This is a genomic window from Rhizobacter sp. P2_G4, assembly GCF_056403575.1.
Window position 1 is genome coordinate 566,800 of sequence record NZ_JBFUFG010000003.1, and the last position, 22,104, is coordinate 588,903.

General features: G+C 66.2%; 21 protein-coding genes. 10 read left to right on the plus strand and 11 right to left on the minus strand.

Annotated elements, in window-relative coordinates:
- Nucleotides 1–15: 15 nt before the first annotated feature.
- The 5 genes from AC1DYS_RS15435 to AC1DYS_RS15455 all read right to left on the minus strand — a co-directional run bounded on the left by AC1DYS_RS15435 (nucleotide 16) and on the right by AC1DYS_RS15455 (nucleotide 8,729).
- The gene (locus AC1DYS_RS15435; RefSeq protein ID WP_477900585.1) at nucleotides 16–711 is read right to left on the minus strand and encodes a mechanosensitive ion channel family protein; all 696 of its coding nucleotides are present in this window, start codon (nucleotides 709–711) and stop codon (nucleotides 16–18) included.
- A 28-nt stretch (nucleotides 712–739) separates the two neighbouring features.
- A complete protein-coding gene (gene treS, locus AC1DYS_RS15440) occupies nucleotides 740–4,141 on the minus strand; it encodes a maltose alpha-D-glucosyltransferase (RefSeq protein ID WP_477900587.1) in 3,402 nt (1,133 codons plus the stop codon).
- Nucleotides 4,142–4,164: 23 nt separating this feature from the next.
- Nucleotides 4,165–6,330: an alpha-1,4-glucan--maltose-1-phosphate maltosyltransferase gene (locus AC1DYS_RS15445; RefSeq protein ID WP_477900589.1), complete on the minus strand. Its 2,166-nt coding sequence runs from the start codon at nucleotides 6,328–6,330 to the stop codon at nucleotides 4,165–4,167.
- Entirely contained in the window at nucleotides 6,317–8,200 is a 1,884-nt protein-coding gene (glgB, locus tag AC1DYS_RS15450) for a 1,4-alpha-glucan branching protein GlgB (protein ID WP_477900591.1), read from the minus strand. Before glgB ends, AC1DYS_RS15445 begins: the two co-directional genes overlap by 14 nt.
- Nucleotides 8,201–8,414: 214 nt before the next feature.
- Nucleotides 8,415–8,729 (minus strand): hypothetical protein, encoded by a 315-nt coding sequence (locus AC1DYS_RS15455; protein WP_477900593.1) that lies wholly within the window; start codon nucleotides 8,727–8,729, stop codon nucleotides 8,415–8,417.
- Nucleotides 8,730–8,769: 40 nt separating this feature from the next.
- Between AC1DYS_RS15455 and AC1DYS_RS15460 the strand changes: the two genes are divergently transcribed.
- The 4 genes from AC1DYS_RS15460 (at nucleotide 8,770) to AC1DYS_RS15475 (ending at nucleotide 10,827) form a co-directional block, all read left to right on the plus strand.
- Nucleotides 8,770–9,444, plus strand: a complete 675-nt coding sequence (locus AC1DYS_RS15460; protein WP_477900595.1) for a dienelactone hydrolase family protein — start codon at nucleotides 8,770–8,772, stop codon at nucleotides 9,442–9,444.
- Between the two features lie 106 nt (nucleotides 9,445–9,550).
- Nucleotides 9,551–10,171: a hemerythrin domain-containing protein gene (locus tag AC1DYS_RS15465; protein WP_477900597.1), complete on the plus strand. Its 621-nt coding sequence runs from the start codon at nucleotides 9,551–9,553 to the stop codon at nucleotides 10,169–10,171.
- A 149-nt stretch (nucleotides 10,172–10,320) separates the two neighbouring features.
- Nucleotides 10,321–10,524: a hypothetical protein gene (locus AC1DYS_RS15470; protein WP_477900599.1), complete on the plus strand. Its 204-nt coding sequence runs from the start codon at nucleotides 10,321–10,323 to the stop codon at nucleotides 10,522–10,524.
- Nucleotides 10,525–10,578: 54 nt separating this feature from the next.
- On the plus strand, nucleotides 10,579–10,827 hold the full coding sequence (locus AC1DYS_RS15475) for a hypothetical protein (protein ID WP_477900601.1): 249 nt from the start codon (nucleotides 10,579–10,581) through the stop codon (nucleotides 10,825–10,827).
- Between the two features lie 22 nt (nucleotides 10,828–10,849).
- Here the strand turns inward: AC1DYS_RS15475 and AC1DYS_RS15480 are convergent, their stop codons facing one another.
- The gene (locus AC1DYS_RS15480; protein WP_477900603.1) at nucleotides 10,850–11,350 is read right to left on the minus strand and encodes a GFA family protein; all 501 of its coding nucleotides are present in this window, start codon (nucleotides 11,348–11,350) and stop codon (nucleotides 10,850–10,852) included.
- A 75-nt stretch (nucleotides 11,351–11,425) separates the two neighbouring features.
- Between AC1DYS_RS15480 and AC1DYS_RS15485 the strand changes: the two genes are divergently transcribed.
- From AC1DYS_RS15485 to AC1DYS_RS15500, 4 genes are all read left to right on the plus strand, one after another.
- Entirely contained in the window at nucleotides 11,426–11,941 is a 516-nt protein-coding gene (locus AC1DYS_RS15485; RefSeq protein ID WP_477900605.1) for a hypothetical protein, read from the plus strand.
- A gap of 357 nt (nucleotides 11,942–12,298) precedes the next feature.
- The gene (locus AC1DYS_RS15490) at nucleotides 12,299–13,219 is read left to right on the plus strand and encodes a manganese catalase family protein (protein WP_477900607.1); all 921 of its coding nucleotides are present in this window, start codon (nucleotides 12,299–12,301) and stop codon (nucleotides 13,217–13,219) included.
- Between the two features lie 76 nt (nucleotides 13,220–13,295).
- Nucleotides 13,296–14,153, plus strand: coding sequence for a ZIP family metal transporter (locus AC1DYS_RS15495; protein ID WP_477900850.1), 858 nt, complete (start codon nucleotides 13,296–13,298; stop codon nucleotides 14,151–14,153).
- Between the two features lie 133 nt (nucleotides 14,154–14,286).
- Nucleotides 14,287–14,856, plus strand: a complete 570-nt coding sequence (locus AC1DYS_RS15500; RefSeq protein ID WP_477900609.1) for a hemerythrin domain-containing protein — start codon at nucleotides 14,287–14,289, stop codon at nucleotides 14,854–14,856.
- Between the two features lie 103 nt (nucleotides 14,857–14,959).
- Here the strand turns inward: AC1DYS_RS15500 and AC1DYS_RS15505 are convergent, their stop codons facing one another.
- A complete protein-coding gene (locus tag AC1DYS_RS15505; RefSeq protein WP_477900611.1) occupies nucleotides 14,960–15,172 on the minus strand; it encodes a hypothetical protein in 213 nt (70 codons plus the stop codon).
- Nucleotides 15,173–15,555: 383 nt separating this feature from the next.
- A complete protein-coding gene (locus tag AC1DYS_RS15510) occupies nucleotides 15,556–16,107 on the minus strand; it encodes a TetR/AcrR family transcriptional regulator (protein ID WP_477900613.1) in 552 nt (183 codons plus the stop codon).
- Between the two features lie 327 nt (nucleotides 16,108–16,434).
- Here AC1DYS_RS15510 and AC1DYS_RS15515 point away from each other — a divergent pair, with 327 nt between their 5' ends.
- Nucleotides 16,435–17,403, plus strand: coding sequence for an enoyl-CoA hydratase/isomerase family protein (locus AC1DYS_RS15515; protein ID WP_477900615.1), 969 nt, complete (start codon nucleotides 16,435–16,437; stop codon nucleotides 17,401–17,403).
- A gap of 198 nt (nucleotides 17,404–17,601) precedes the next feature.
- Nucleotides 17,602–18,414, plus strand: coding sequence for an oxidoreductase (locus tag AC1DYS_RS15520; protein WP_477900617.1), 813 nt, complete (start codon nucleotides 17,602–17,604; stop codon nucleotides 18,412–18,414).
- A gap of 347 nt (nucleotides 18,415–18,761) precedes the next feature.
- On the opposite strand, the gene serA is transcribed toward AC1DYS_RS15520, so the two are convergent.
- From serA to AC1DYS_RS15535, 3 genes are all read right to left on the minus strand, one after another.
- On the minus strand, nucleotides 18,762–19,994 hold the full coding sequence (gene serA, locus AC1DYS_RS15525) for a phosphoglycerate dehydrogenase (RefSeq protein ID WP_477900619.1): 1,233 nt from the start codon (nucleotides 19,992–19,994) through the stop codon (nucleotides 18,762–18,764).
- Between the two features lie 93 nt (nucleotides 19,995–20,087).
- Nucleotides 20,088–21,092, minus strand: a complete 1,005-nt coding sequence (locus tag AC1DYS_RS15530; protein ID WP_477900621.1) for a cation diffusion facilitator family transporter — start codon at nucleotides 21,090–21,092, stop codon at nucleotides 20,088–20,090.
- 65 nt (nucleotides 21,093–21,157) lie between these two features.
- Complete coding sequence (locus tag AC1DYS_RS15535) at nucleotides 21,158–22,027, minus strand: alpha/beta fold hydrolase (protein WP_477900623.1); 870 nt, start codon at nucleotides 22,025–22,027, stop codon at nucleotides 21,158–21,160.
- Nucleotides 22,028–22,104: the final 77 nt, after the last annotated feature.

Consider the following 22,104-nt stretch of genomic DNA (forward strand, 5'->3'; position numbering starts at 1 on the left):
GTGCAACGTGTTGGGTCATGGGAGCTCGTCTTCCTCAGGCGGCAACTTCGGTGCCGGCCACCAGTGCTGCAAATGCGCGGCCGCCCAGTCCTTGCCGCCGATGCCAAAGGCCAGCGCGATGGCCAGCATCACGCCGCCGAGGATGATGAGAAAGGTCTGGCGCACGATCACGCCGCCGATCTCGAGGTGGTCGAGCGCGATCATCACCACGAAGGCCATGATGGCGTAGCGGGCGAGCTTGGCGATGGTGTCGCCGTCGCGTATGCCGGCGCTGTGGCAGTAGGTCGAGACCGCGTTGGCGAGGAAGCGCGAGAAGTAGGCGCCGAAGGTCAGGATCAGGAGCGCGACGAAGATGCGCGGCACGAAGATCATCACGCGGCCGAGCAGCTCGGTCACGTAGGCCAGGCCCATGCTGTTGAACGCGATGATCAGCGCCGCCAGGATCACGATCCAGTAGACGAGCACGCCCAGCAGATCGGTGGTGTCGGCCGAGGTGCCGCCTTTCTGCAGAAAGCCGTCCATCCCCGAGCGGCCGGTGAGGATGTGGAAGTTGATCGCCCGCAGGCCCTTGCGCACCGCGAAGCTGGCGGCCTTGGCGACGATGAAACCGGCCGCCAGGATGAGCACACCCAGCAGCACGCGCGGCAGGAAGATGCCCACCTCGGCGAGAAACGCCCGCAGCGGTTCGATCATCACGTCGACTCTTTCCATGACGGTTCTCCTGTTCTTGTGCTTGAGGTCAACGCTCGGCCAAGCCTCGGGTTTCTGAATGCGGGCGGCCAAGCAGGTCGAGGATCCCGCGCAGCGGAATCTGGACCCAGTCGGGCCGGTTGCCCAGCTCGTAGCGCAGCTCGTAGAGGGCCTTCTCCAGCATCAACAGGCCCAGCATGCCGGCGCTCGGGTCGAGCGATTCGTGCAGGTGCGTGCCTTCGGCGGCCCGCTCGGTGGTGTCGCCGTAGCCCTGCAGGAAGGTGCGGCGCGTCTCGGCTTCCCACGCATCCGCGAGCGGCGCAAACAGCAAGCCTTCTTCGGCGTTGGTCGCTGCGGCACGCAGGCCGCTTTCGCGTGCGTAGCTGAACGAGCGCAGCATGCCGGCCACGTCGCGCAGCGCCGACTGCTTGGCGCGCCGCTCGTCGAAGCTGCGGCCGGGCTCGCCTTCGAAATCGATGATGACGAAGTCGTTGCGGGCGATCAGCACCTGCGCAAGGTGGTAGTCGCCGTGGATGCGGATCTTCTGCGTGCCGCGTGCGGTGCCGGCCGCTTGCCCGATGCGCTGCTCGATCAGCGCACGCGAGGCCAGCACGCCGCGGGCATCGTCGAGCGCGGGCGATGTGAGCTGCGGCAGGCTCGACTCGAGCGTGGCCAGCGTGCTGTGCAGCTCGCCGAGCGCGCGGTCGCGGTAGGCGGCCACGTCGGCGGCTGTCAGCGGCTCGGGGTCGAACTGCGGGTTGCCGCTGCGGGTGGCGAGCGCGAGGTGCAGCTCGGCCGTGCGGCGCCCCAGCGTGTAGGCCAGCTCGAGGAAGCCGCCGTGAACGTCGGCGGGCATCTCTTCGGGCTTGCTGCGCACCAGCTCGAAATAGCGGCTCAGGTAGCCGAGCGCGTAGCCCCAGCCATCGCCCTGATTCGACACATGGGCCTGCACCAGCGCCAGCGTGGAGATGACACCGTCGGGCGCCACATGCTCGAGCACGCCGGCCACCGGCACGGCGTTCTTGAAGCGCGCCACGTCGGTGAGGAAGGAGCCGACCTCGAACTCCGGGTTGGCACCCGGGCGCAGGCGGCGGTAGCCCTTCAGGAACAAGCGGTCGCCGAGCGTCACGATGGTGTTGCTGCTCTGCGCCTGCGGCCGCGCCACCGGCAGCGAGGCCAAGTCGCCGCCCGCCACGTCGGCGAACGCACGCGTGGGCTTGAAGCGGAAGGTGCCGCTCGCGCCCGGCAGCTCCTGGCCCTTGCCGATGGCGCCGATCAGCGCGCGGCAGAACTTCTCGTCGGCAAAGCCGTCGGCCATGACGCCGACTTCGGCCTGCTGCCGCACGCGGGCCACGGTGCCGACGGACATCGAGCGCATGCGCTCTTCGTCGCGGTCTTCCCAGCCGAGTGCCAGCGGAACGAAGTAGCGCACCGCTTCGCCGTCGGCCTTGCCGAGGCCATCGAGCTCGACGATCTGCAGCAGCCAGCTGTTGCTGGTGTCGTCGGAGTTGGGCGGCCAGATGGCGTGCTGAACCAGGCGTGCGCGTTCGATCGGCTTGCCCTTGAAGGAGAACCAGCGCTGGCTGGCGATGTAGCCGGGCAGGGTGTCGGTCTCGAACTGGGCCCGCGTCTTGACGGCCATGCCGATGCGCCAAGGCACCACCTGGTCGCGGAAGAGGCTGTTCCAGCCGTCGAAGAGAACCACCACCGGGCGCTCTTCGGCCGGCATGTGCTGGGCGTGCCAGCTCGGCACGGCCACGTCGGTCGCCAGGCGGAACCAGTAGAAGCCGTGCGCCGCGATCGTGAGCAGGTAAGGCAGCTCGCCGATCGGCGGGAAGGCCGTGCGGCCCATCAGCTCGACTGGCACGCGCCCCTTGAAGGCCGAGAGGTCGAGCTCGACCGGTTGCGCCGAGCGCGCGAGGTTGACCACGCACAGCAGCGTGTCGCCCTCGAACTCGCGCAGGTAGGCGAGGATCTTGCGGTTGCCGGGCTTCAGGAAGCGCAGCGTGCCGCGCCCGAAGGCCTTGCTCGATGCGCGCATGGCCAGCATGCGGCGCATCCAGTTCAGCAGCGAAGAAGGGTCGCGCAGCTGCGCTTCGACGTTGACCGCCTCGTAGCCGTAGTTGGCGTCCATGATGGGCGGCAGGTACAGGCGCTGCGGGTCGGCACGCGAGAAGCCGGCGTTGCGGTCGGGCGTCCACTGCATCGGCGTGCGCACGCCGTTGCGGTCGCCGACGAACACGTTGTCGCCCATGCCGATCTCGTCGCCGTAATAAATGATGGGCGAGCCCGGCATCGACAGCAGCAGGCTGTTCATCAGCTTGATGCGGTCCATGTCGTTGTCCATCAGCGGCGCGAGCCGCCGGCGGATGCCGAGGTTGATGCGCGCCCGCGGGTCGGCCGCGTAGGTGCTGTACATGTAGTCGCGTTCCTTGCTCGTCACCATCTCGAGCGTGAGCTCGTCGTGGTTGCGCAGGAAGATGGCCCACTGGCAGCCGGGTGGAATCTCCGGTGTCTGCGCCATGATCTCGGTGAGCGGGAAGCGGTCTTCCTGCGCGATGGCCATGTACATGCGCGGCATGAGCGGGAAGTGATAGGCCGCGTGGCACTCGTCGCCGTCGCCGAAGTACTCGCGCACGTCCTCGGGCCACTGGTTGGCCTCAGCCAGCAAGAAGCGGTTCGGGTAGTTGGCGTCGATCGCGGCGCGCAGCTGCTTGATGACGGCGTGCGTCTCGGGCAGGTTCTCGTTGTTGGTGCCTTCGCGCTCCACCAGGTACGGAATGGCGTCGAGCCGGAAGCCGTCGACCCCCATGTCGAGCCAGAAGCGCATGGTCTTGAACACCGCTTCCAGCACCGCCGGGTTGTCGAAATTGAGGTCGGGCTGGTGGCTGAAGAAGCGGTGCCAGAAGTAGGCCTTGGCCACCGGGTCCCAGGTCCAGTTGGAGGTCTCGGTGTCGGTGAAGATGATGCGCGTGCCGCGGTACTTGGTGTCGCTGTCGCTCCAGACATAGAAGTCGCGTTCCGGGCTGCCGGGCGGCGCTTTGCGCGCGGCCTGGAACCACGGGTGCGCATCCGAGGTGTGGTTGATGACCAGCTCGGTGATCACCTTCAGGTCGCGGCGGTGCGCCTCGTCGAGCATCAGCTTGAAGTCGTCCAGCGTGCCGTACTGCGGGTGGATGTCGTCGTAGCCTGCGATGTCATAACCGTCGTCGCGCAGCGGCGAGGGGTAGAAGGGCATCAGCCAGACGGTGTTGACACCCAGGTCCTTCACGTAGTCGAGCTTGCTCGCCACGCCCTTGAAGTCGCCCATGCCGTCGTCGTTGGAGTCGAAGAAGGCCTTGACGTTGAGCTGGTAGATGACAGCGTCCTTGAACCACAGCGCGGCGTCGGTGACGGGCTTGGTGGCACCTTGTTCGGCTTCTTCGAGGTGGGGCGTGCGCGGGGCGTTCATGGCAGGGTCGTTCACACCTTCTTTTAGTGATCGGGGTCGAAATCGCGCTCGGTGTGCGCGTGTTGCTGCACCCGGAACACATGCCCCGGCGCTTGCTGGGGGTCGAGGATCACAAAGCCGCGTGGCCCCTGCCACATGAAGCGCTGGCCGCTCAGCAGGTCGTGCATCTGGTAGGGCAGCGTCACGTCGATGCCGAGCGCCTCGCGCGTCATGCCGCTCAGGTCGACCCAGCCCGACTGCCGGTTCACCGGGTCGAGGTTGATGAGCATCAGCAGCGTGTTGTCGCCGTTCGCCGAGCGCTTGACGTAGGCGATGAGCATCTCGTTGTCGCTGCTCACGAACTGCAGGCCGCTGAGCCGGTGCAAGGCCTCGTTGTCGCGGCGGATGCGGTTGAGCCTCGCGACCAGGCCGCGCAGGCTGTCGGGGCTGTTCAGGTCCCAGTGGCGCAGCTCGTACTTCTCGGAGTGAAGGTACTCCTCGCTGCCGGCGCTGCGCGGTTCGTTCTCCATCAGCTCGTAGGCCGGGCCGTAGATGCCGTAGTTCGATGCCAGCGTGGCGGCGAGCGCCAGGCGGCTGGCGAAGATGGCTCGGCCGCCGCCGTGCAGGTGCTCGTTCAGGATGTCTGGCGTGTTGGGCCAAGCGTTCGGGCGGTAGTAGTCCTTGCCGGGGCCCTGCGAGAGCTCGGTGAAATAGTCGCTCAGCTCCTGCCGCGTGTTGCGCCAGGTGAAGTAGGTGTACGACTGCGAGAAGCCGAGCTTGGCGAGCCGGTGCATCACCTTGGGCCGCGTGAAGGCTTCGGCGAGAAATAGCACGTCGGGGTGCTCGCGCTTGATCTCTCCGATCGCCCATTCCCAGAACGCGAACGCCTTGGTGTGCGGGTTGTCCACGCGGAAGATGCGCACGCCTTGCGCGATCCAGTGGTCGAAGATGCTCTTCAGCTCTTGCCACAGCGCGGCCCAGTCCTCGGTCTCGAAGTCGAAGGGGTAGATGTCCTGGTATTTCTTGGGCGGGTTCTCGGCGTACTGGATGCTGCCGTCGGGCCGCGCCCGGAACCACTGCGGGTGGTCCTTCACGTAGGGGTGGTCGGGCGCGCACTGGAAGGCGATGTCGAGTGCGATCTCGATGCCTTGCTTGTTGGCCGCGGCCACCAGGCGGCGAAACTCCTGCAGCGTGCCGAGCTTCGAAAGGATCTCCTTGTGCCCGCCTTCGGCCGCGCCGATGGCCCAGGGGCTGCCCACGTCGTCGGGTTGCGCCACGAGTGCGTTGTCCTTGCCCTTGCGGTTGAGCTTGCCGATCGGGTGGATGGGCGGAAAGTACAGCACGTCGAAACCCAGCTCGGCGACATAGGGCAGCCGCGCCTCCACGTCGGCAAAGGTGCCGTGGCGCCCCGGCGCGGGCGAGGCCGAGCGCGGAAAGAGCTCGTACCAGCTGCTGAAGGCGGCGCGCTCGCGGTCGACCACCAGCGGCAGCTCCTTGTACGTGCTGGCGTTGCGGCGGTCGGGGTAGCGGGCCATCAGCTGCGCGCTGGTTTCGTCCAGCGCCAGGGCTTGCAACTCGATCACGTCGTCCAGCGGCAGCGTGGCCTGCTTGCGCAGCGTGGCGGACCACGCCTTCAGCAGCTTGCGGTCGATGCTGCCGGCGCGCTCGGCCGCGTCGGACACGAGCGCCGCGCCGACCAGCGAGGCGATGCGGATGTCTTCGGGTTCCACGCGCCGCAAGAAGTCTTCGCGCCACGACAGGAAGTGGTCGACCCAGGCGACCACGGTGTAGAGGTAGCGGCCCGGTGTGGGTGCCTTGAAGCTTGCGAACCACTCGTCGTTGCTGCGGTGCTTCATCTCCACTTCGTGCACCGTGGCATCGCCTTCGGCATGCCAGGCGAGCATCACGCGCACCTTGTCGTGGCCGTCGGTGAAGCAGTGGGCCTCGACCTGGAGCAGCTCGCCGACGACGCGCTTGACGGCAAAGCGGCCACCGTCGACCAACGGCAGCACCGCGTCGATCACGGCACGTGATGGTGCCGGTTCGGTGCGCCGCGGTGCCAGGGGCTCCTGCGCTGCAGGGCTTGGCTTCGCAGCGCTCGACGACTTGGAAGACCGGCTCTTGGCCGGCGATGCCGGTTCTGCACGCGCGGAAGGCGAAGCCTCGTTTTCGGCGCGCGGGGAAGCGGTGCTGCGGTCAGCTTTGGCCATGCGCTTCGTGCCTCAGAAAAATGGTGGACAGCGGTGGCAGCGTCAGGCTGACCGAATGCGGGCGGCCGTGCGAGCCGCGGGCTTGCGTCTCGACGCCACCCAGGTTGCCCCAGCCCGAGCCGCCGTAGTCGCGTGCGTCGGTGTTGAGCGCCTCACGCCAGAACCCGGCCTGCGGAACGCCGACGATGTAGTGCTCGCGCGGCAGCGGCGTGAGGTTGCACACCACGAGCAGCAAGTCGCCGCGGCGCGACTTGCGCAGGAAGGCCAGCACCGTGTGGTTGGCGTCGCGCGCTTCGATCCACTCGAAGCCTTCGCCCGAGAAATCGAGCTCATGCAGCGCCGGTTCATGGCGATACAGGCGGTTCAGGTCGGCGACCAGGCGGCGCACGCCTTCATGGGCCGGCGTTTCGGTGAGCTGCCATTCCAACTGCCCTTCGTGCGCCCATTCGCGCCGCTGCGCCAGCTCGCCGCCCATGAAGAGCAGCTTCTTGCCGGGGTGGGCCCACATCCAGCCGAACAGGGTTCGCAGGTTGGCGAACTGCTGCCAGTCGTCGCCGGGCATCTTGCCGATGAGCGACCCCTTGCCGTGGACCACTTCGTCGTGCGACAGCGGCAGCACGAAGTTCTCGTTGAATGCGTAGACCAGCGAGAAGGTGAGGCCGTCGAGATGGTGGCGGCGGTGCAGCGGGTCTTCCTGCATGAAGCGCAGCGAGTCGTGCATCCAGCCCATGTTCCATTTCATGTTGAAGCCCAGGCCGCCGGCCGCGGTGGGCCGCGAGACCATGGGCCAGGCGGTCGACTCCTCGGCGATGGTCACCACGTCGGGGTGCTCGCGGAACACGGCGTCGTTGAAGGCCTTCAGGAACAGGATGGCTTCGAGGTTCTCCTTGCCACCGTGGCGGTTCGGCACCCACTCACCGTGTTTGCGCCCGTAGTCGAGGTAGAGCATCGACGCGACGGCATCGACGCGGATGCCGTCGAAGTGGTATTTCTCGAGCCAGAACAGGGCCGACGAAATCAGGAAGCTGCGCACCTCGCCGCGGCCGTAGTTGAAGATGCTCGAGTTCCAGTCGGGGTGGAAGCCCTGGCGCGGGTCGGCGTGTTCGTAGAGGTGCGTGCCGTCGAAATACTGCAGCCCGTGTTCATCGGTCGGGAAGTGCGACGGAACCCAGTCGAGGATCACGCCGATGCCGCGCTCGTGCAGGTGGTTCACGAAGTACATCAGGTCTTGCGGCGAGCCGTAGCGCGAGGTCGGCGCGAAGTAGCCGGTGGTCTGGTAGCCCCACGAGCCGTAGAACGGGTGCTCGGTGATCGGCATCAGCTCCACGTGCGTGAAGCCCATCTGCACCGCGTAGTCGCCCAGCTGGTGGGCGAGTTCGCGGTAGCCGAGAAAGTTGCCGTTGGCGCGCCGCCATGAGCCGGGGTGCACTTCGTAGACTGAGATCGGGGCGTCCCAGGCGTTGGCGGCCGCGCGCCGTCGCGTCCAGGCCTCGTCGTTCCACTGGAAGTCGAGTTGCCAGATGCGCGAGGCCTGTGCCGGTGCCACTTCGGCGTACACGCCACAGGGGTCGGCCTTGTCGGCCACGTAGCCGGCATGGCGCGAGTGCACGCGGTACTTGTAGGTGTCGCCCGGTTTGGCATGCTGGCTGCGCGCGTGCCAGACGCCGGCGGCGTCGCATTGCATCGGGTCGGCCGATGCGTTCCAGCCGTTCCACGAACCGATCACGGAGACCGATGCGGCGTTCGGTGCCCACACGGCGAAGTCCACGTACCCGCCGGCGGCGTCGACGTGCGCGCCGAGCTTGTCGTGGAGCCGGGCGTGGGTGCCCTCTCCGAAGAGGTAGACGTCGAGTTCGCTCAGTGCGGCCATTGCGTGGCCGCTTGGTGGCGATGCAATTCACCCGGGGTCTGCGCGTCATGACCACGACGCCAGCGGGGTGGGCAGGGAAGGCGGTGTGGCCGGACGGTGGCGTGGTGCTGGGCTTCCATGCTCGCGTTTGGGCAAGCGGCGTGCCGCGGTTTGGCGGCGGTCAACGCGCAAGAAGCGGCATTCCCGGGTGAGACGGGTCGTGGCGAAGCAGCTTTTACGGTAACCGTTGCCTGCCGGCGCGTGCAGGCGCGGTCATCTCGATGAGCTCATCGCTGCTGTTGGGCCTCGCTTTGCTGCGGCTCCGGAACAGGTGCTTGACTTTCTCGCTGCGATGACGGCGCTTGAGCGTCGGACTTGCCCGGCGCTGCGCCGCCGTCGTCTGGTGGATCGGGTTGGTCGTTTGCCGAGGCGGTGGGGTGGTGGCTGAGTTCATGGAGATCGCTCCTGTCGAACCATTTTTTTCAACAGGCAAATCACGTTCCGGCCATGTGAAGCAAGCAGTGAACTCGACCCGCCGGATCGTGTTCAAAGCCTACCTTTCAGGAACCAAACCCTTGGGGACGAATGAGATGGAATTGAATCGATCGCTGATCGAGCTGGGTGAACCGCTGCCCCCGGCTCAATTGGCTAACGTGACAGACGCCCGTGGCCTCATCGTGCTGTTGCAAGGCGGCAGTGCAAGCGGGCGCATCAACAGCAGCGTGGCTGCACGGCTTCAAATGCGGCAGCTCGACACGCTGCAGCTGGACCTGCTCACGCACGATGAGCATGCGCAGGAACGCAGCGACCGCGAGCACGTCGACCTGCTGACGGAGCGCCTGTTCATAGCGCTGGATGCGCTGGCGGCACCGGAGCGGCAGCGAGAACCCGCACACGCGCGAGTACAGGCGCATTGGCGAACCCTGCCGCTGGGCTTGATGGCCGCCGACACCTACGCCGCGGCCGGCTTGCGGGTGGCGGCGCACCGGCCCAAGGCCGTTCGCGCGCTCGTGTCGCGCGGCGGCCGCCTCGACTTGGCCACCGACGTGCTGGGCGACTTGAATGCGCCCACGCTGCTGCTCGCGGGTGCGGCTGACCCGGAGATGATCGAGATCAGCCGCACCGGCTTCGCGCGATTGCGCTGCGAAAAGCGCATCGAGCTCGTGCCACGTGCCACGCGCCTCTTCCTGGAGGCTGGTACGCTGGACGACGTGGCGCAGCGCGCCGGCGACTGGTTCGGTGACCATCTGGTGGCAGTTGGCTGATTCGGCCCCCAGCGCCAGACTCCACGCCCGCCTGCCCATCGCAAAGGTTGCGTAGCGGCATGCGGGTTGCCGGGAGTTGTGTGCCCAGCAACCGCAAGGAGCCCCCATGACCACCACCTTCGCAGAAAAGAAGTTCACAGAGAAAGTGTCGGAGAAGTTGTCATCTCCCATCACGAAGATGATCCGCATGGACCATTCGCACGTGCTGGTGCTGTCGCACAAGTACAGCGCCGATGCCTCGCCGGGGCAGAAGGCCGCCATCGTGAAAAGCGTGTGCCTGGCACTCGAGATCCACGCGCAGCTCGAGGAAGAAATCTTCTACCCCGCGATGCGCGAAGTCGAGAGTTCCGACCCGGTGCTCGACAAGTCCAAGCCCGAGCACGACGAGATGCGCCGCCTCATCGCCGACCTGCGAACCATGGAAGCCGGCGACACGCGCTGCGACGCGACCTTCGCCGAGCTGATGCGGGTGGTGATCCATCACGTGGCCGACGAAGAGACGGTGCTGCTGCCTGCCGCCGAACGCCTGCTCGGCGAGCGGCTCAACGAGCTGGGCGCGCGCATGACCAAGCGCCGGCTGGAGCTGGCTCGGCCGCACATGGGCGAGATGGCCGTCAACACGGCGCGTGCGATGCCGGTGTCGAACCTGCTGTGGGCGGCAGGCTTGCTGCTCGGTGTCTTCATGCTCGGGCGCGGTTCGGTGACGCGCCGGCGCACCCTGTGGTGATGCGTGATGCGGCGAGTTGCGGCAAGGCGGTGAAAACCTGGCAAGCCCATGGGTCTCTGAACCCGCCCATGGCTGCATCGCCGCCGCGGGAACGTCGCTTGCCGATGACTATGCAGACCGATGAACGACCACTTTACCCAGGACGCCATATGAGCCAAGACCGGAACATGCCCGCAGGGCACAAACCGCCGCGTGCCAAGCCCATCCAGCCGGACAAGCCGGGCGGCAGCGACGACATCGCCGCCCCTCCCGACGATGCATCACGAGCGGACCAGACCACCCACGAAAGCATGCGCCGGCAGAAACGGCAAAGCGATGCCGCGCTGGACAACGTGCGCGAAGGCTATGACTGAACGGATACGTATCGACAAGACCCTTCAGCGCGTGTCATCGAACCGGGCGACCACATGGAACTGAGAATCCATGTGCTCGGAGCCTTCGACACGCTGGCCCGCCCCACGGTACGGCGCGATGACTTGCTGGCCGAACTCCACGCGCGCGGCTTGACGCCTGCCGACAGCCAACTCGCGATAGAGAAGGCGCTGCTCGAACGATGGCTCGAACCAGCACCCAACGGCGAGCTGCGGCGGCCTGCTGCCACTGAATCGGGCGGTGAACGCGTTCGAGACAAGCTGCAAAGCAGCACACCGCCTTGAAGATTTGTCGCCTGTCTGCGGCTCAGCCTATCGAGGGCTTGCCGTCTGCCTGCTCGAGTTCGATTGACTTGCCTTTGGCGGGCTTGCGCTTGGCCGGATGCGAGATCGTCCCGGTGTTGAACTTCTGCAGGTCTGCGGCGTTCTCGTACCAGGAGACGTGATCGCTCCACCACTGGTGGATCTGAGGTTCAACGGTCTCGGGATCATCGAGCGTCCCGAGCATCACCGACACGAGGCGGCTGCCTACGGTGGCGGGTGTCGGCAAGTTGTCGCGGCCGAACAAGTGCGTTCCGCATGCGGCGCAGAAGTAACGCACAAAGTGTTCAGACGACTGCAGCGCCGCCGGCTTGCCGGAGGCCACCCTGAAATGCTCTTCGCGAACGTTGAACCACGCCGCGGCCGGCGCGCCTGAGATGCGCCTGCACACCGTGCAGTGGCAGTACCCCGCATCGAAGACTTCCTGGGCCGCGTAGCGGACGGCACCGCAGAAGCAGCCGCCCTGGTAGGTCCACGTTTTGCTCATGGTGCAGTGTCAGCCGAAGCAGGAGGCGGCCGTGCAGGCCGCCTCCTTCCTATGAGGCTGGCTTGCCAAGCTCAGTTGCGATCGGCCTTCGCCGGCAAGGAGCTCGAAGACGAGCTGGTCGAGCGGGTGCTGTTGCTGCCCGTGCTTCCTGCTGTGCCGCTCGTGCTGCCCGTGCCGCTGGTCGCGCCGGACGTGCCCGTGCCACTTGTCGACGACGTGCTGCCCGTCGAGCCGGAACTCGTCGTGCCGCTGGTCGAGGAGCCGGTGCCCGTGCCCATGTTGCCCGCGCCGCCGGTGCCTGAGCCTGTGGTGCCAGCACCGGTCGTGCCAGAGCTGCCAGTGCCCGTGCCGCTCGTGTCGGTGGTGCTGCTGCCTGTGCCCGAGCCGGTGGTGCCTGAGCCCGTAGTGCCCGTGCCTGTCGTGCCCGTGCCTGTCGTGCCGGTACCGGTGCCGCCTTGTTGCGCAGAGCCGCTGCCCGACGTCGTGCTGCCGGACGTGGATTGCGCTTGGCTGATGCCCAGAGCCAGCAAGCTTGCCGTGGCGACGGCGGCAACGGCGGCCGCCGGCGTGAATCGAATCTTCATGATCTAACTCCTTTCCTAGGTGGTTGCCGTTTGTCTTGAGCGCTTGCGCAGATCTGCGAAACGCTTCGGCATACAGGTCAGGCAATGCACATGCCGACGCGGGTTTTCCGGCGGCCTCGGCGCTGGAGGCTTGCAGAGCTCCCGCCATTGCCTCCGCGTTCATGGAATGCCTCGAACTGCGGCAATAGGTTCCTCTTGCATGCATCGATGCATGTTGGAGACGGAGGCGTGCATGCCGTCAGCGAAGGTCTGCCACGGCAAGGTCTGCAAGCACGAAGCGTTCACGGAATGCGCCTTGCTCGACACACAAGGCTGCGGCGCAACGCCACCGCGCCCTTTGCAACACATCACGAAAGGATGAGACATGTTTGCTCACAACAAGCGTCTTCAGTACACCGTTCGGGTGAACGAGACCAACCCCGGGCTCGCCAACCTGATGCTCGAACAGTTCGGCGGCCCGCAAGGCGAGCTGGCCGCCGCCTGTCGCTATTTCACGCAGTACCTGGCTGAGGACGATCCCGGGCGCAAGGACATGCTGATCGACATTGCCACCGAGGAGCTCAGCCACCTCGAGGTGATCGGCACCATCGTCGCCATGCTCAACAAGGGCGCCAAGGGCCGCATCTCCGAAGGCATGGAGAGCGAGGCCGAGATGTACCGCTCGATCAGCGGAGCAGGCAACGACTCGCACGTCACGCAGGTGCTGTACGGCGGAGGGCCACCGCTCACCAACTCGGCCGGCGTGCCGTGGACCGCGGCCTACGTCGATTCGATCGGCGACCCCACTTGCGACCTGCGCTCCAACATCGCGGCCGAGTCTCGCGCCAAGATCGTCTACGAGCGCCTGATCAACTGCACCGACGACCCTGGCGTGAAAGAGGCGCTGGGCTTCCTAATGACGCGCGAGATCTCGCACCAGCAGTCGTTCGAGAAGGCGCTGTATTCGATCCAGCCTAACTTCCCTCCAGGCAAGCTGTCCGGCATGCCGGAGTTCACCAACGTGTACTTCAACATGTCGAACGGCGATGCGAGCGTGGACCAGCGCGGCCCATGGAACAACGAGCCGACCTTCGAATTCCGCAAGCCCGAACCCGCCGTCGATGGCGGCACCGGCATGCCCGAGGTAATGCTCGACACGATGGATGCGGCCACGGCGCAGCAGCTGGCCGAGCGCACGCGATCGGACACCACCTCCGATCCGATGACCGGAGCCGAGCTGGGGATGGGTTCCAGCCCAGGCAAGGCGGACGACCTCGGTGCCTCCTCCACCACCCGCAGGAACTGAGGTGGGCGGGGCGAGCCCACCGAGTTCGCCTCGCACAGCCTCTGTGGAGAGCGGCGGCACGCGCACGGCTCGCCTGATGCGCCAGGTGCTGGGTGTCGGCGTCTGCGGGGTCGGCGCCGTCGTGCTGCTGCGCGATCTCTACCTGTGGCTGGGCCTGCGCGACCCGCGAATGGCCGGTGCGCTGCTGGGCGGCCTCTTCGCCGCCGGCGCCACCGCGCTCGGCACCTTGCCGGTGGCCTTGTCGCAGAACTTCTCGCGCCGCGCCTACGACGCCATGCTGGGCTTCGGCGCCGGCGTGATGCTGGCCGCCACATCGTTCTCGCTCGTCGTACCGGCCTTGCGCGCAGCGCGCGAGCTGGGCGCCAGCAGTTGGGGAGCCGGCGGCATCGTGAGTGCCGCCATGCTGCTGGGCGCTGCCTTCCTGCTGGTCATCGACAGGCTGGTGCCGCACGAGCACTTCATCAAGGGGCACGAAGGGCCGAGCGCCCGCGCGCTGAAACGCGCCTGGTTGTTCGTCTTCGCGATCTCCTTGCACAACATGCCGGAAGGCCTGGCCATCGGGGTTGCGTTCGGCGGGTCGGATGCGCTCGGCGCCCGCGCGCTTGCCACCGGCATCTCGATCCAGGACGTGCCCGAAGGTCTGGTGGTGGCACTCGCGTTGCGCAGTGTGGGCTATGGCCGGCCGTTGTCGGTGCTGCTCGGCATTGCGTCGGGGGTGGTCGAGCCCGTGTTCGCCGTGCTCGGTGCCGCCGTGATGACGATCTCGGTGCAGCTGCTGCCTTGGGGCCTGGCGGGAGCCGCCGGCGCGATGCTGTGCGTCATCAGCCACGAGATCATTCCCGAGTCGCATCGACAGGGCTCGGAGCTCTATGCCACCACCGGACTGATGCTCGGCTTCGTCACCATGATGCTGCTGGACACCGCGCTTGGCTGACGGCTCAGAGATAACGGGCTCAGAGATAACGGCTCCGAGATCACGGCTCAGAGAGGGTGCGCGCCGGGGAACGCGGTTTGCCATTTCGGGGAACCGAGCGCATGTCGCGCCGGGCAACCAATGGAGTACCCACATGGCAACCAAAGATTCAGCCAAGAAGGCAACCGCCACCAAACGCGCCAGCTCGCGTGCCAGCGCCAAGCCCGGGGCAATGGACGCCATCAAGCTGCTGACGGCAGATCACCGCGAGGTGAAGGCCCTGTTCCAGGAGTATCAGAAGCTCGTCGACCACGACGCCGAAGACGAGGAGAAGCAGCCGATCGCCGAACAGATCTGCGCGATGCTTACGGTGCATGCACAGATCGAGGAAGAGATCTTCTACCCGGCCGCCAAGGAAGCGATCAAGGAGCCCGACCTGGTCGACGAAGCAACGGTCGAGCATGCGTCAGCCAAGGACCTGATCGCCCAGCTGCGCGAGTCCGACCCGACTGACGAGCTTTACGACGCGAAGGTGAAGGTCCTCGGCGAGTACATCGATCACCACGTGAAGGAAGAAGAGGGCGAGCTGTTTCCGCAGGCGCGCCGCGCCAAGGTGGACTTGGCCGCGCTGGGTGAGCAACTCGAACAGCGCAAGACGGAATTGATGCAGGAGATGGGCATGGCCGAAGGCGCCGAAGGTGCCGAACAGGAGGAAGAGGCGTAATCATCTCGGCGATGGGCCCGCTGCCAATTGGGCAGCGTGGTCAGCGATCTACAAGGCAGTCTCCTCAGCGATCATCAGCGGCCCTCGCGGCCGCTGTGTCGTCTCAGGAGCCCTGACGCGTCGGGTCGCTCTCGGTCGGGGCGGCGTCTTGACCGGCGCCGTCCTTCACGTCCAGCCGGCGGGTTTGCTCGGCGGCCGTGCCGGTGTCCACGGGCCCATCGGGGTCGGTGCTGGCGGTTCCTGCCTCGGCCGATGCGGCGCCCGTGGGCGCGCCGGCGCCAGCCAGGGCATGCGAGCCTGCCAGTCCGCCGAGCACGGCGCCCACGGCGGCCCCGGCGAGGCTGCCGACGGGCCCGGCAGCGATGCGGAGACGACACCCAACGCCGCGCCGACCGCGGCGCCCGCGACCCCACCGATGGGGTTGGATTCTGTTTCCTTGACCCAGCCCTCTTGGGGCTCGTTGGGCGGCGCGACATCCTTGGGGTTCTCGGCGTTGCTCATGCTTTCACTCCGGTTGGCTGGTGGAACAGCAGGCGGCTTGCGGCCGGCCTGTCTCCCATCCGGCAAACGCGGTGCCGATTTTTCACCCGGACGCGGCGCTGATCGCGGCCACGGTCACATGGCCGCGCTTGCGGCAATCGGGTCACTGGCCGGAAATGCGTTCAGGGCGCTGCCCGAGCGCATTACCGCGCTGGCGGCTCAGCGCTTCCTGCTCAGCTCGGTGATCAGGGCCGTGAAGATCAAGTCGCTCGTCGCCTTGACCTCGCTCGCCGTCGTCGCACCCCATTGACGCAGGGACAGCACACCGTTGAACGCGGCTGAGAGGGCGCGCGACGATTCTTCCAGCGGAACCACGAAGCGGCCGGTGTCCACCAGGCGTTGCACAAGCGCCCGCATCTCGGCAAATGTCTCGACGAGCAGTTCTGGGTGGTGCTGAGCCTGCTGGACGAGCAGGGCGTACAGGTGTGGACGCTTGACCGTGAAGTCGACCGCATCGTCCCAATGCGTTCTCAACACCTTCATCAGGTCATCGGACGCCTTGGACGCGCGCCTGCGTGACATGAAGTCGGCCCGACCCTGCGTGATGAGCGCCATCGCAAGGGCGTCCATGCCACCGAAGTGATGGTAGAGCGTGGGTGCCGTGATGCCGGCTGCCGCGCAGACAGCACGGGTTGTCAAACCCGCCGGCCCGTGCTCTTCCAGCAGGGCCGCGGCGGCCTGAAAAATTGCGGTCTCGGTGTCGGATGCCACAGTTGAGTTCGAAAAAACGCATGAAGGAAATCTGAGAGCGGAACGTTGGCTCTGCTCATTTGGGGCGCGATCTCGCGCTACGTCCCTGCCGCTGGAGTTCGATCAATTTTACGTACGCGGCAGGTTGCTTCTGTCACGTGCCAGATTGCTGCCCGGGAGCCGAGGTGTCCTGCACATCCACTCCGGCACGTCGTTGTCGTGGACAGTGCGAGCCGCCGCCCTTGGGGTATTTCCTGAGTAGGGCTCTGTATCATCGATATATCATTCGTATATCGGTGATATAGTTCAGCCGGAGGGACGCGATCCCTTCGCAACAGGAAGACAGGCATGGTCTCAAATTCTGGAAAAACCGCGACAGTGACCCATGGTCACATCGACGTCGAAGAACGGGGTGCGGTCCTCGTCGCTCGTATCGATGGAGGGCCGCATGCGTTGTTTGATGCTGCGCACACCAAGCAACTAAAAGAGCTAGTTGATCGCGCAGACCGCGACCCGAACGTTCGTGCAGTCGTCTTCACTGGCACGCATCCCGATCGATTCTTGAGCCACTCTGACGTTCCGTGGCTCCAACAGGGTGGTGTCGGGTTCCCGCCCATCAATACCGGCGTCGCCGGAATTGTCACCCGCATGGCGAGACTCATTAATAGAGTGCCGATTGTTAGAACGCTCGCGGGAATGACGCGACTCAAGACGCTTTTGCAGCTCGATAGCTTCCACGCGACCTTCCTGAAGATGAATGCAAGCGGCACCATCTTCATTGCGGCGCTGAATGGCTCTGCGCTTGCCGTTGGCGCGGAGTTCGCCTGGGCGTGTGATCTGCGCATCATGGCGGATGGAGACTTTGTCATCGGCCTTTCCGAAGTGCTACTCGCGCTGACGCCAGGTGGTGGCGGCTCCCAGCGACTACCTCGCTTGATCGGCGTCCAGCGATCGTTAGCCGCCATTCTCGAAGGCAAGGCGTTCACGCCAGCTGAAGCCCTCGCGGTCGGCGCAGTCGACGAGGTCGTTCCTCAGGACAAGGTGCTTGCACGCGCGATAGAACGCGCAGAATATCTGAGCCGCCGACCCAAGAAATCTCTGGGGGCCATCAAGCGATCCATCTACTTTGGCAGTTCGCTCTCGCTCGAAGAGGGCTTGCAGCTAGAGCATGCTGAGTTCCTCGTGCGAGATCAGTCAAAGGAAGCTCAGCAGCTGATGCTGAAATACATTGCCGCGACGAATGCCACCGGCGAACTGCCTCTCATGAACCGGCAGACGTATGCGCGTGCGCTGAGCAGGGGGCGTCTGGGCGACTAGTACTCGTGGCCAGCCCGCCGCCCCTACGGCGTCGATCAGTCACTTCACTTCAGCGCGATCTCGTCAAGCGGGATGCCGCACGGTGCGAAGAGCGACTTGTGAGCACTCCAGGCCGACATGAAAGCTCTCCCTGAAACATCTTCGGCGCCTCCCGCTCCAGGTAACTCCAAGAAACCCAATGACTGACAGAAACACAGCATGAACGCGAACAAGAAAATTGCCCTGGTGACGGGCGCCTCGTCGGGCATCGGCGAAGCCATTGCGCAGCAGCTGTCAAAGGCTGGTTACAAGGTCTACGGCACCAGCCGGCGCGGCGGCCAGAAGGGTCAGCGCGCATTCGAGATGCTGCCCCTGGATGTGACCCAGGACGCGTCGGTCGACGCCGTGGTTCAGCAACTGATCCAGTTGGAGGGCCGAATCGACCTGCTGGTCAACAACGCGGGCTTCGGCGTCGCTCCAGCCGGCGCGGAAGAAAGCTCCATCGCGCAGGCCCAGGCCATCTTCGACACCAACTTCTTCGGCATGGTGCGGATGACCCGCGCCGTTGTGCCGCACATGCGCCGGCAGGGGCGTGGTCGCATCATCAACATCGGCTCCGTGGTGGGGTTCTTGCCCGCGCCATACATGGCGCTGTACTCCGCCACCAAGCATGCGGTCGCCGGCTATTCGGAATCACTGGACCATGAGTTGCGCACGCAGGGCATTCGCGTCTCGGTGGTAGAGCCGCCCTATATCAACACGCCGTTCGAAGCGAACTCGATGCAGCCCGATACGCCTCTGGACATGTACCGCAAGATTCGCGCGGCCATGGAGCAGCGGCTCAAGGAAGGAATCGCGGGCGCCGAAGGACCTGAGGTGGTGGCCGACATCGTGTTGAAGGCGGCTACGGCCGCGCAGCCCAAGACCCACTACGCCCCCGGCATGGCCAGCCGCCTGCGCCTGCTGCGCAGGTTTGCGCCCGCTAGCTTGCTGGATGCGGGGGTCCGCAAAGACCTTCGACTCGACACATAGGGCGCTAACCGCGGGTGGCCACTCAAGTGCTCGGCAAGCCGCGCTTGGCGCTGCCGGCGCGGAAAGCGGCTTGAGACGAGTGCCGCACCCCTAGCGGTGCGAGCCGCGCGCCGATTCGATGCCCGTGCCGAGAGGCGAGTTCTTGCTCTGTCCGAGCGTCGCACCGGGCTCTTCGGTCGAGGGCGGGCTGTCGGGAACCCAGTCGGTCGTTTGACCCTGTTCAGGGGTGCTGGCTTCGCTTGCCGTGGCCTCCCGCTGCTGCGGGGTCGGTGCTTTCCGCTTTCTGAATCGAAAGAACATGGCGCGCTCCGGTGATGCGGATGCGCATCACCGGCAAAAGCCATTCCTCAATAGAGCACGCGGCAGCGGATGGTGTCGGGCAGGCTGCAGAGATCGGCGAGTGCCACTTCGGGCGCGGCGTTGTCGACGTCGATCACCACATAGCCCACGTCGTCGCGCGTGCTCAGGAACTGCGATGCCACGTTCATGCCGGCGGCCGACAGCCGCTCGTTGACGCGTGCGATCACGCCCGGCACGTTGCGGTGGATGTGCAGCAGCCGGCTGCGGCCGGTGTGCTCGGGCAGCGCCACCTCGGGGAAGTTGACGGCCGAGGTGGTGGAGCCGTTGTTGCTGTAGCGCACGAGCTTGTCGGCCACCTCGCGGCCGATGTTGGCCTGGGCTTCGAGCGTCGAGCCGCCGATGTGCGGCGTGAGCAGCACGTTGTCGAAGCGGATCAGCGGCGACTCGAAGTGCGAGTCGTTGCCCTGCGGCTCCACCGGGAAGACGTCGATCGCGGCGCCGTGAAGGTGGCCGCTCTCCAGTGCGTCGGCCAGCGCGTCGATGTCGACCACGGTGCCGCGCGAGGCATTGATGAGGTGGGAGCCCGGCTTCATCGCCATGATCTGTGCGCGGCCGATCATGCCGCGCGTGGACGGCGTTTCGGGCAGGTGCAGCGTGACCACGTCGGATCGTGCGAGCACCTCGTCCAGGCTGCCGAGCTGACGGGCGTTGCCCAGCGTGAGCTTCGATTCGATGTCGTGGAACACGACCACCATGCCGAGCTGTTCGGCCAGCACGCCGATCTGCGTGCCGATGTGGCCGTAGCCGACGATGCCGAGCGTCTTGCCGCGCACTTCGAAGGAGTTGGCGGCGCTCTTGGTCCAGCCGCCACGGTGCAGCACCGCGTTCTTGGCCGGGATGCCGCGCATCAGCATGATGAGTTCGGCCAGCACCAGCTCGGCCACGCTGCGCGTGTTGGAGAAGGGTGCGTTGAACACCGGCACGCCCAGGTGCATGGCGGTGTGCAGGTCGATCTGGTTGGTGCCGATGCAGAAGGCACCGACGGCCACCAGCTTGGGCGCGGCGCGCAGCACCTCGGCCGTGAGCTGCGTGCGCGAGCGGATGCCGAGAAAGTGCGCGTCGCCGATGGCGGCCAGCAGCTCGTCACCGGCCAGTGCCTTGGGCGAGGTGACGATGTCGGTGTAGCCGTCGCGCTGAAGGGCATCGACCGCCGAAGCGTGAATGCCTTCGAGCAGCACGAACTTGAGTTTTTCTTTGGCAATGGAGAGGCGTTGGGTCATCGCGCCATTGTTGCCGACCGGGACGAAATCAGTGTTGGCCGGACACCGTTTCGCCAGCAGGGTTGCGCTGTGCCGCCGTTATCAAAGCGCCGCTCAAGGCGAAGCTCCTGCGTGCGCGAGGCGTTGCGCGGCGGCCTCGGGGCTCATCTGGAGTTCGCGCCAGCGTTCGGCCGCCGAGCCGGTCAGCCCGAGCGTGATGCGGCTGATCATCGGAAAGCGCCGGCGTATCTCGTCGGCGATCTGCTCCATCGCATGCGCGGCTTCGTCGGCCGGCGTTTCGGGGATGAATTCCACATCCAGCGTGAGCAGCACTTCATGCGGGCCGATGTACATGGAGCGCAGCGGCCCGGTGGCCTTGACCAGCACGTCGCGCGACGCGATCTTGTGGATGGCGCGTGCCGTTTCAGGCCGCAGGCCTTCGCCCACCAGCAGGCCGCGCGCCTCGCGCACCAGCAGCACCGCCACGCCGGCGAGCAGCAAGCCGATCAGGAGCGAAGCAATGCCGTCGAGCGCTGGCATGTCGAGCTGGTGTGCGAGAAAGATGCCGAGGCCGGCGATCACGAGGCCGGCCAGCGCCGCGCTGTCTTCGGCCAGCACGGTGTAGGTGGTCGGGTCCTTGCTCCTGCGCAGGGACTGCCACAGCGGCCGGCCCCGAGATTCGGTGCGGAACTCGCGCAGCGCGATGGTGAAGCTGATGCCCTCGAACACCGCGGCGGCGGCCAGCACCACGTAGTTCCAGAACGGGTCGCTGATGGGCTGCGGATGCTGCAGGTGAACCACGCCTTCGTAGATGGACACGCCGCCGCCCAGGCCGAAGATGAGCACCGCGACGATGAGGCTCCAGAAGTAGAGTTCGCGGCCGTGGCCGAACGGGTGCTCCACGGTGGCGGGCCGGCGGCTCAGGCGCAGGCCCACCAACAACAGCAGGCCGTTGCCGGTGTCGACCGTCGAATGGATGGCCTCGGACAGCATCGCCGAGCTGCCGGTGATCGCGGCCACGATGAACTTGGTCGTGGCGATGGCGAGGTTGGCCGCAATGGCACCGTAGACGGCGATCGGCGAATCTTGCCCGGCCTGTGCAGCCGTTTTGATCGGCACCTGCGTGGGTGCCTGTGCCACAAGTGGGGGCGCAGACGCAGACGCGGCAGCCTGCGTTCTGCGCCTCATGCCGTGCCCTCGCGCAAGAATCTGCGCAGCGCTTCGTTGACCTTCTCGGGCTCTTCGTGGTGCAGCCAGTGCGTTGCATCGCCGAAGTGGGTCACACGGGCCTTGTCGCACATCTCGGCGCCGCGTTCGGCCAGTTCGGCATCGAGATACGTGTCGCGGTCCCCCCACAGCACGCGCACCGGGATCTGCACCCGGCCGGTCGGCGCCGGCATGTGAAGCGGCAAGGCGCGGTACCAGTTGAGCATGCCGGTCAGGGCGCCCGCGCGCTGCCAGTCCTCGCGATAGGTGTCCAGATCCTCTTCGCTGAAGCAACCCTCGCGGCTGGTGGAGACGAGGGCCCGACGCAGCCAGAGAAAGTCGCCGGCGGACAGCACCAGCTCCGGAATCATGGGCAGCTGAAAGAACCCGACATACGACCCCTTCAACGCCTGGCCCGGGTGGGTGAGGGTGTGGCGGCCCACGGTACCCGCATGGGGCGCGTTGAGGATTGCCACGCGCTCGAGACCTTCGGCGCCACGCGAGGCGAGATGCCATGCCACGGCACCGCCCCAGTCGTGGCCGACCACGGCGTAGCGCTTGGCGCCGAGCGCATGCGCCATGCCCACCACGTCGTCGGCCAGCGTGTCGAGCTGGTAGGCGAAGCGCTCCTGCGGCTTGCTCGACAGGCCATAGCCGCGCTGGTCCGGTGCCACGACACGCAAGCCCGCGGCGGCGAGCGGCTCCATCTGGTGGCGCCAGCCGTAGCTCGACTCCGGAAAACCGTGCAGCAACAACACCAACGGACCGCGCACGGGCCCTGCCACGCGGGCATGGAACCGAAGGCCGTTGGCTTCGAGCATGACGTGATCGATGGTGTGCGTTTTCATGGCGGTGGTACCGGCTGAGTGGAATCACGTCTCGGCAAGCGCCATACCGCGGCGCGATGGCCTGAACGAGGTTGCCA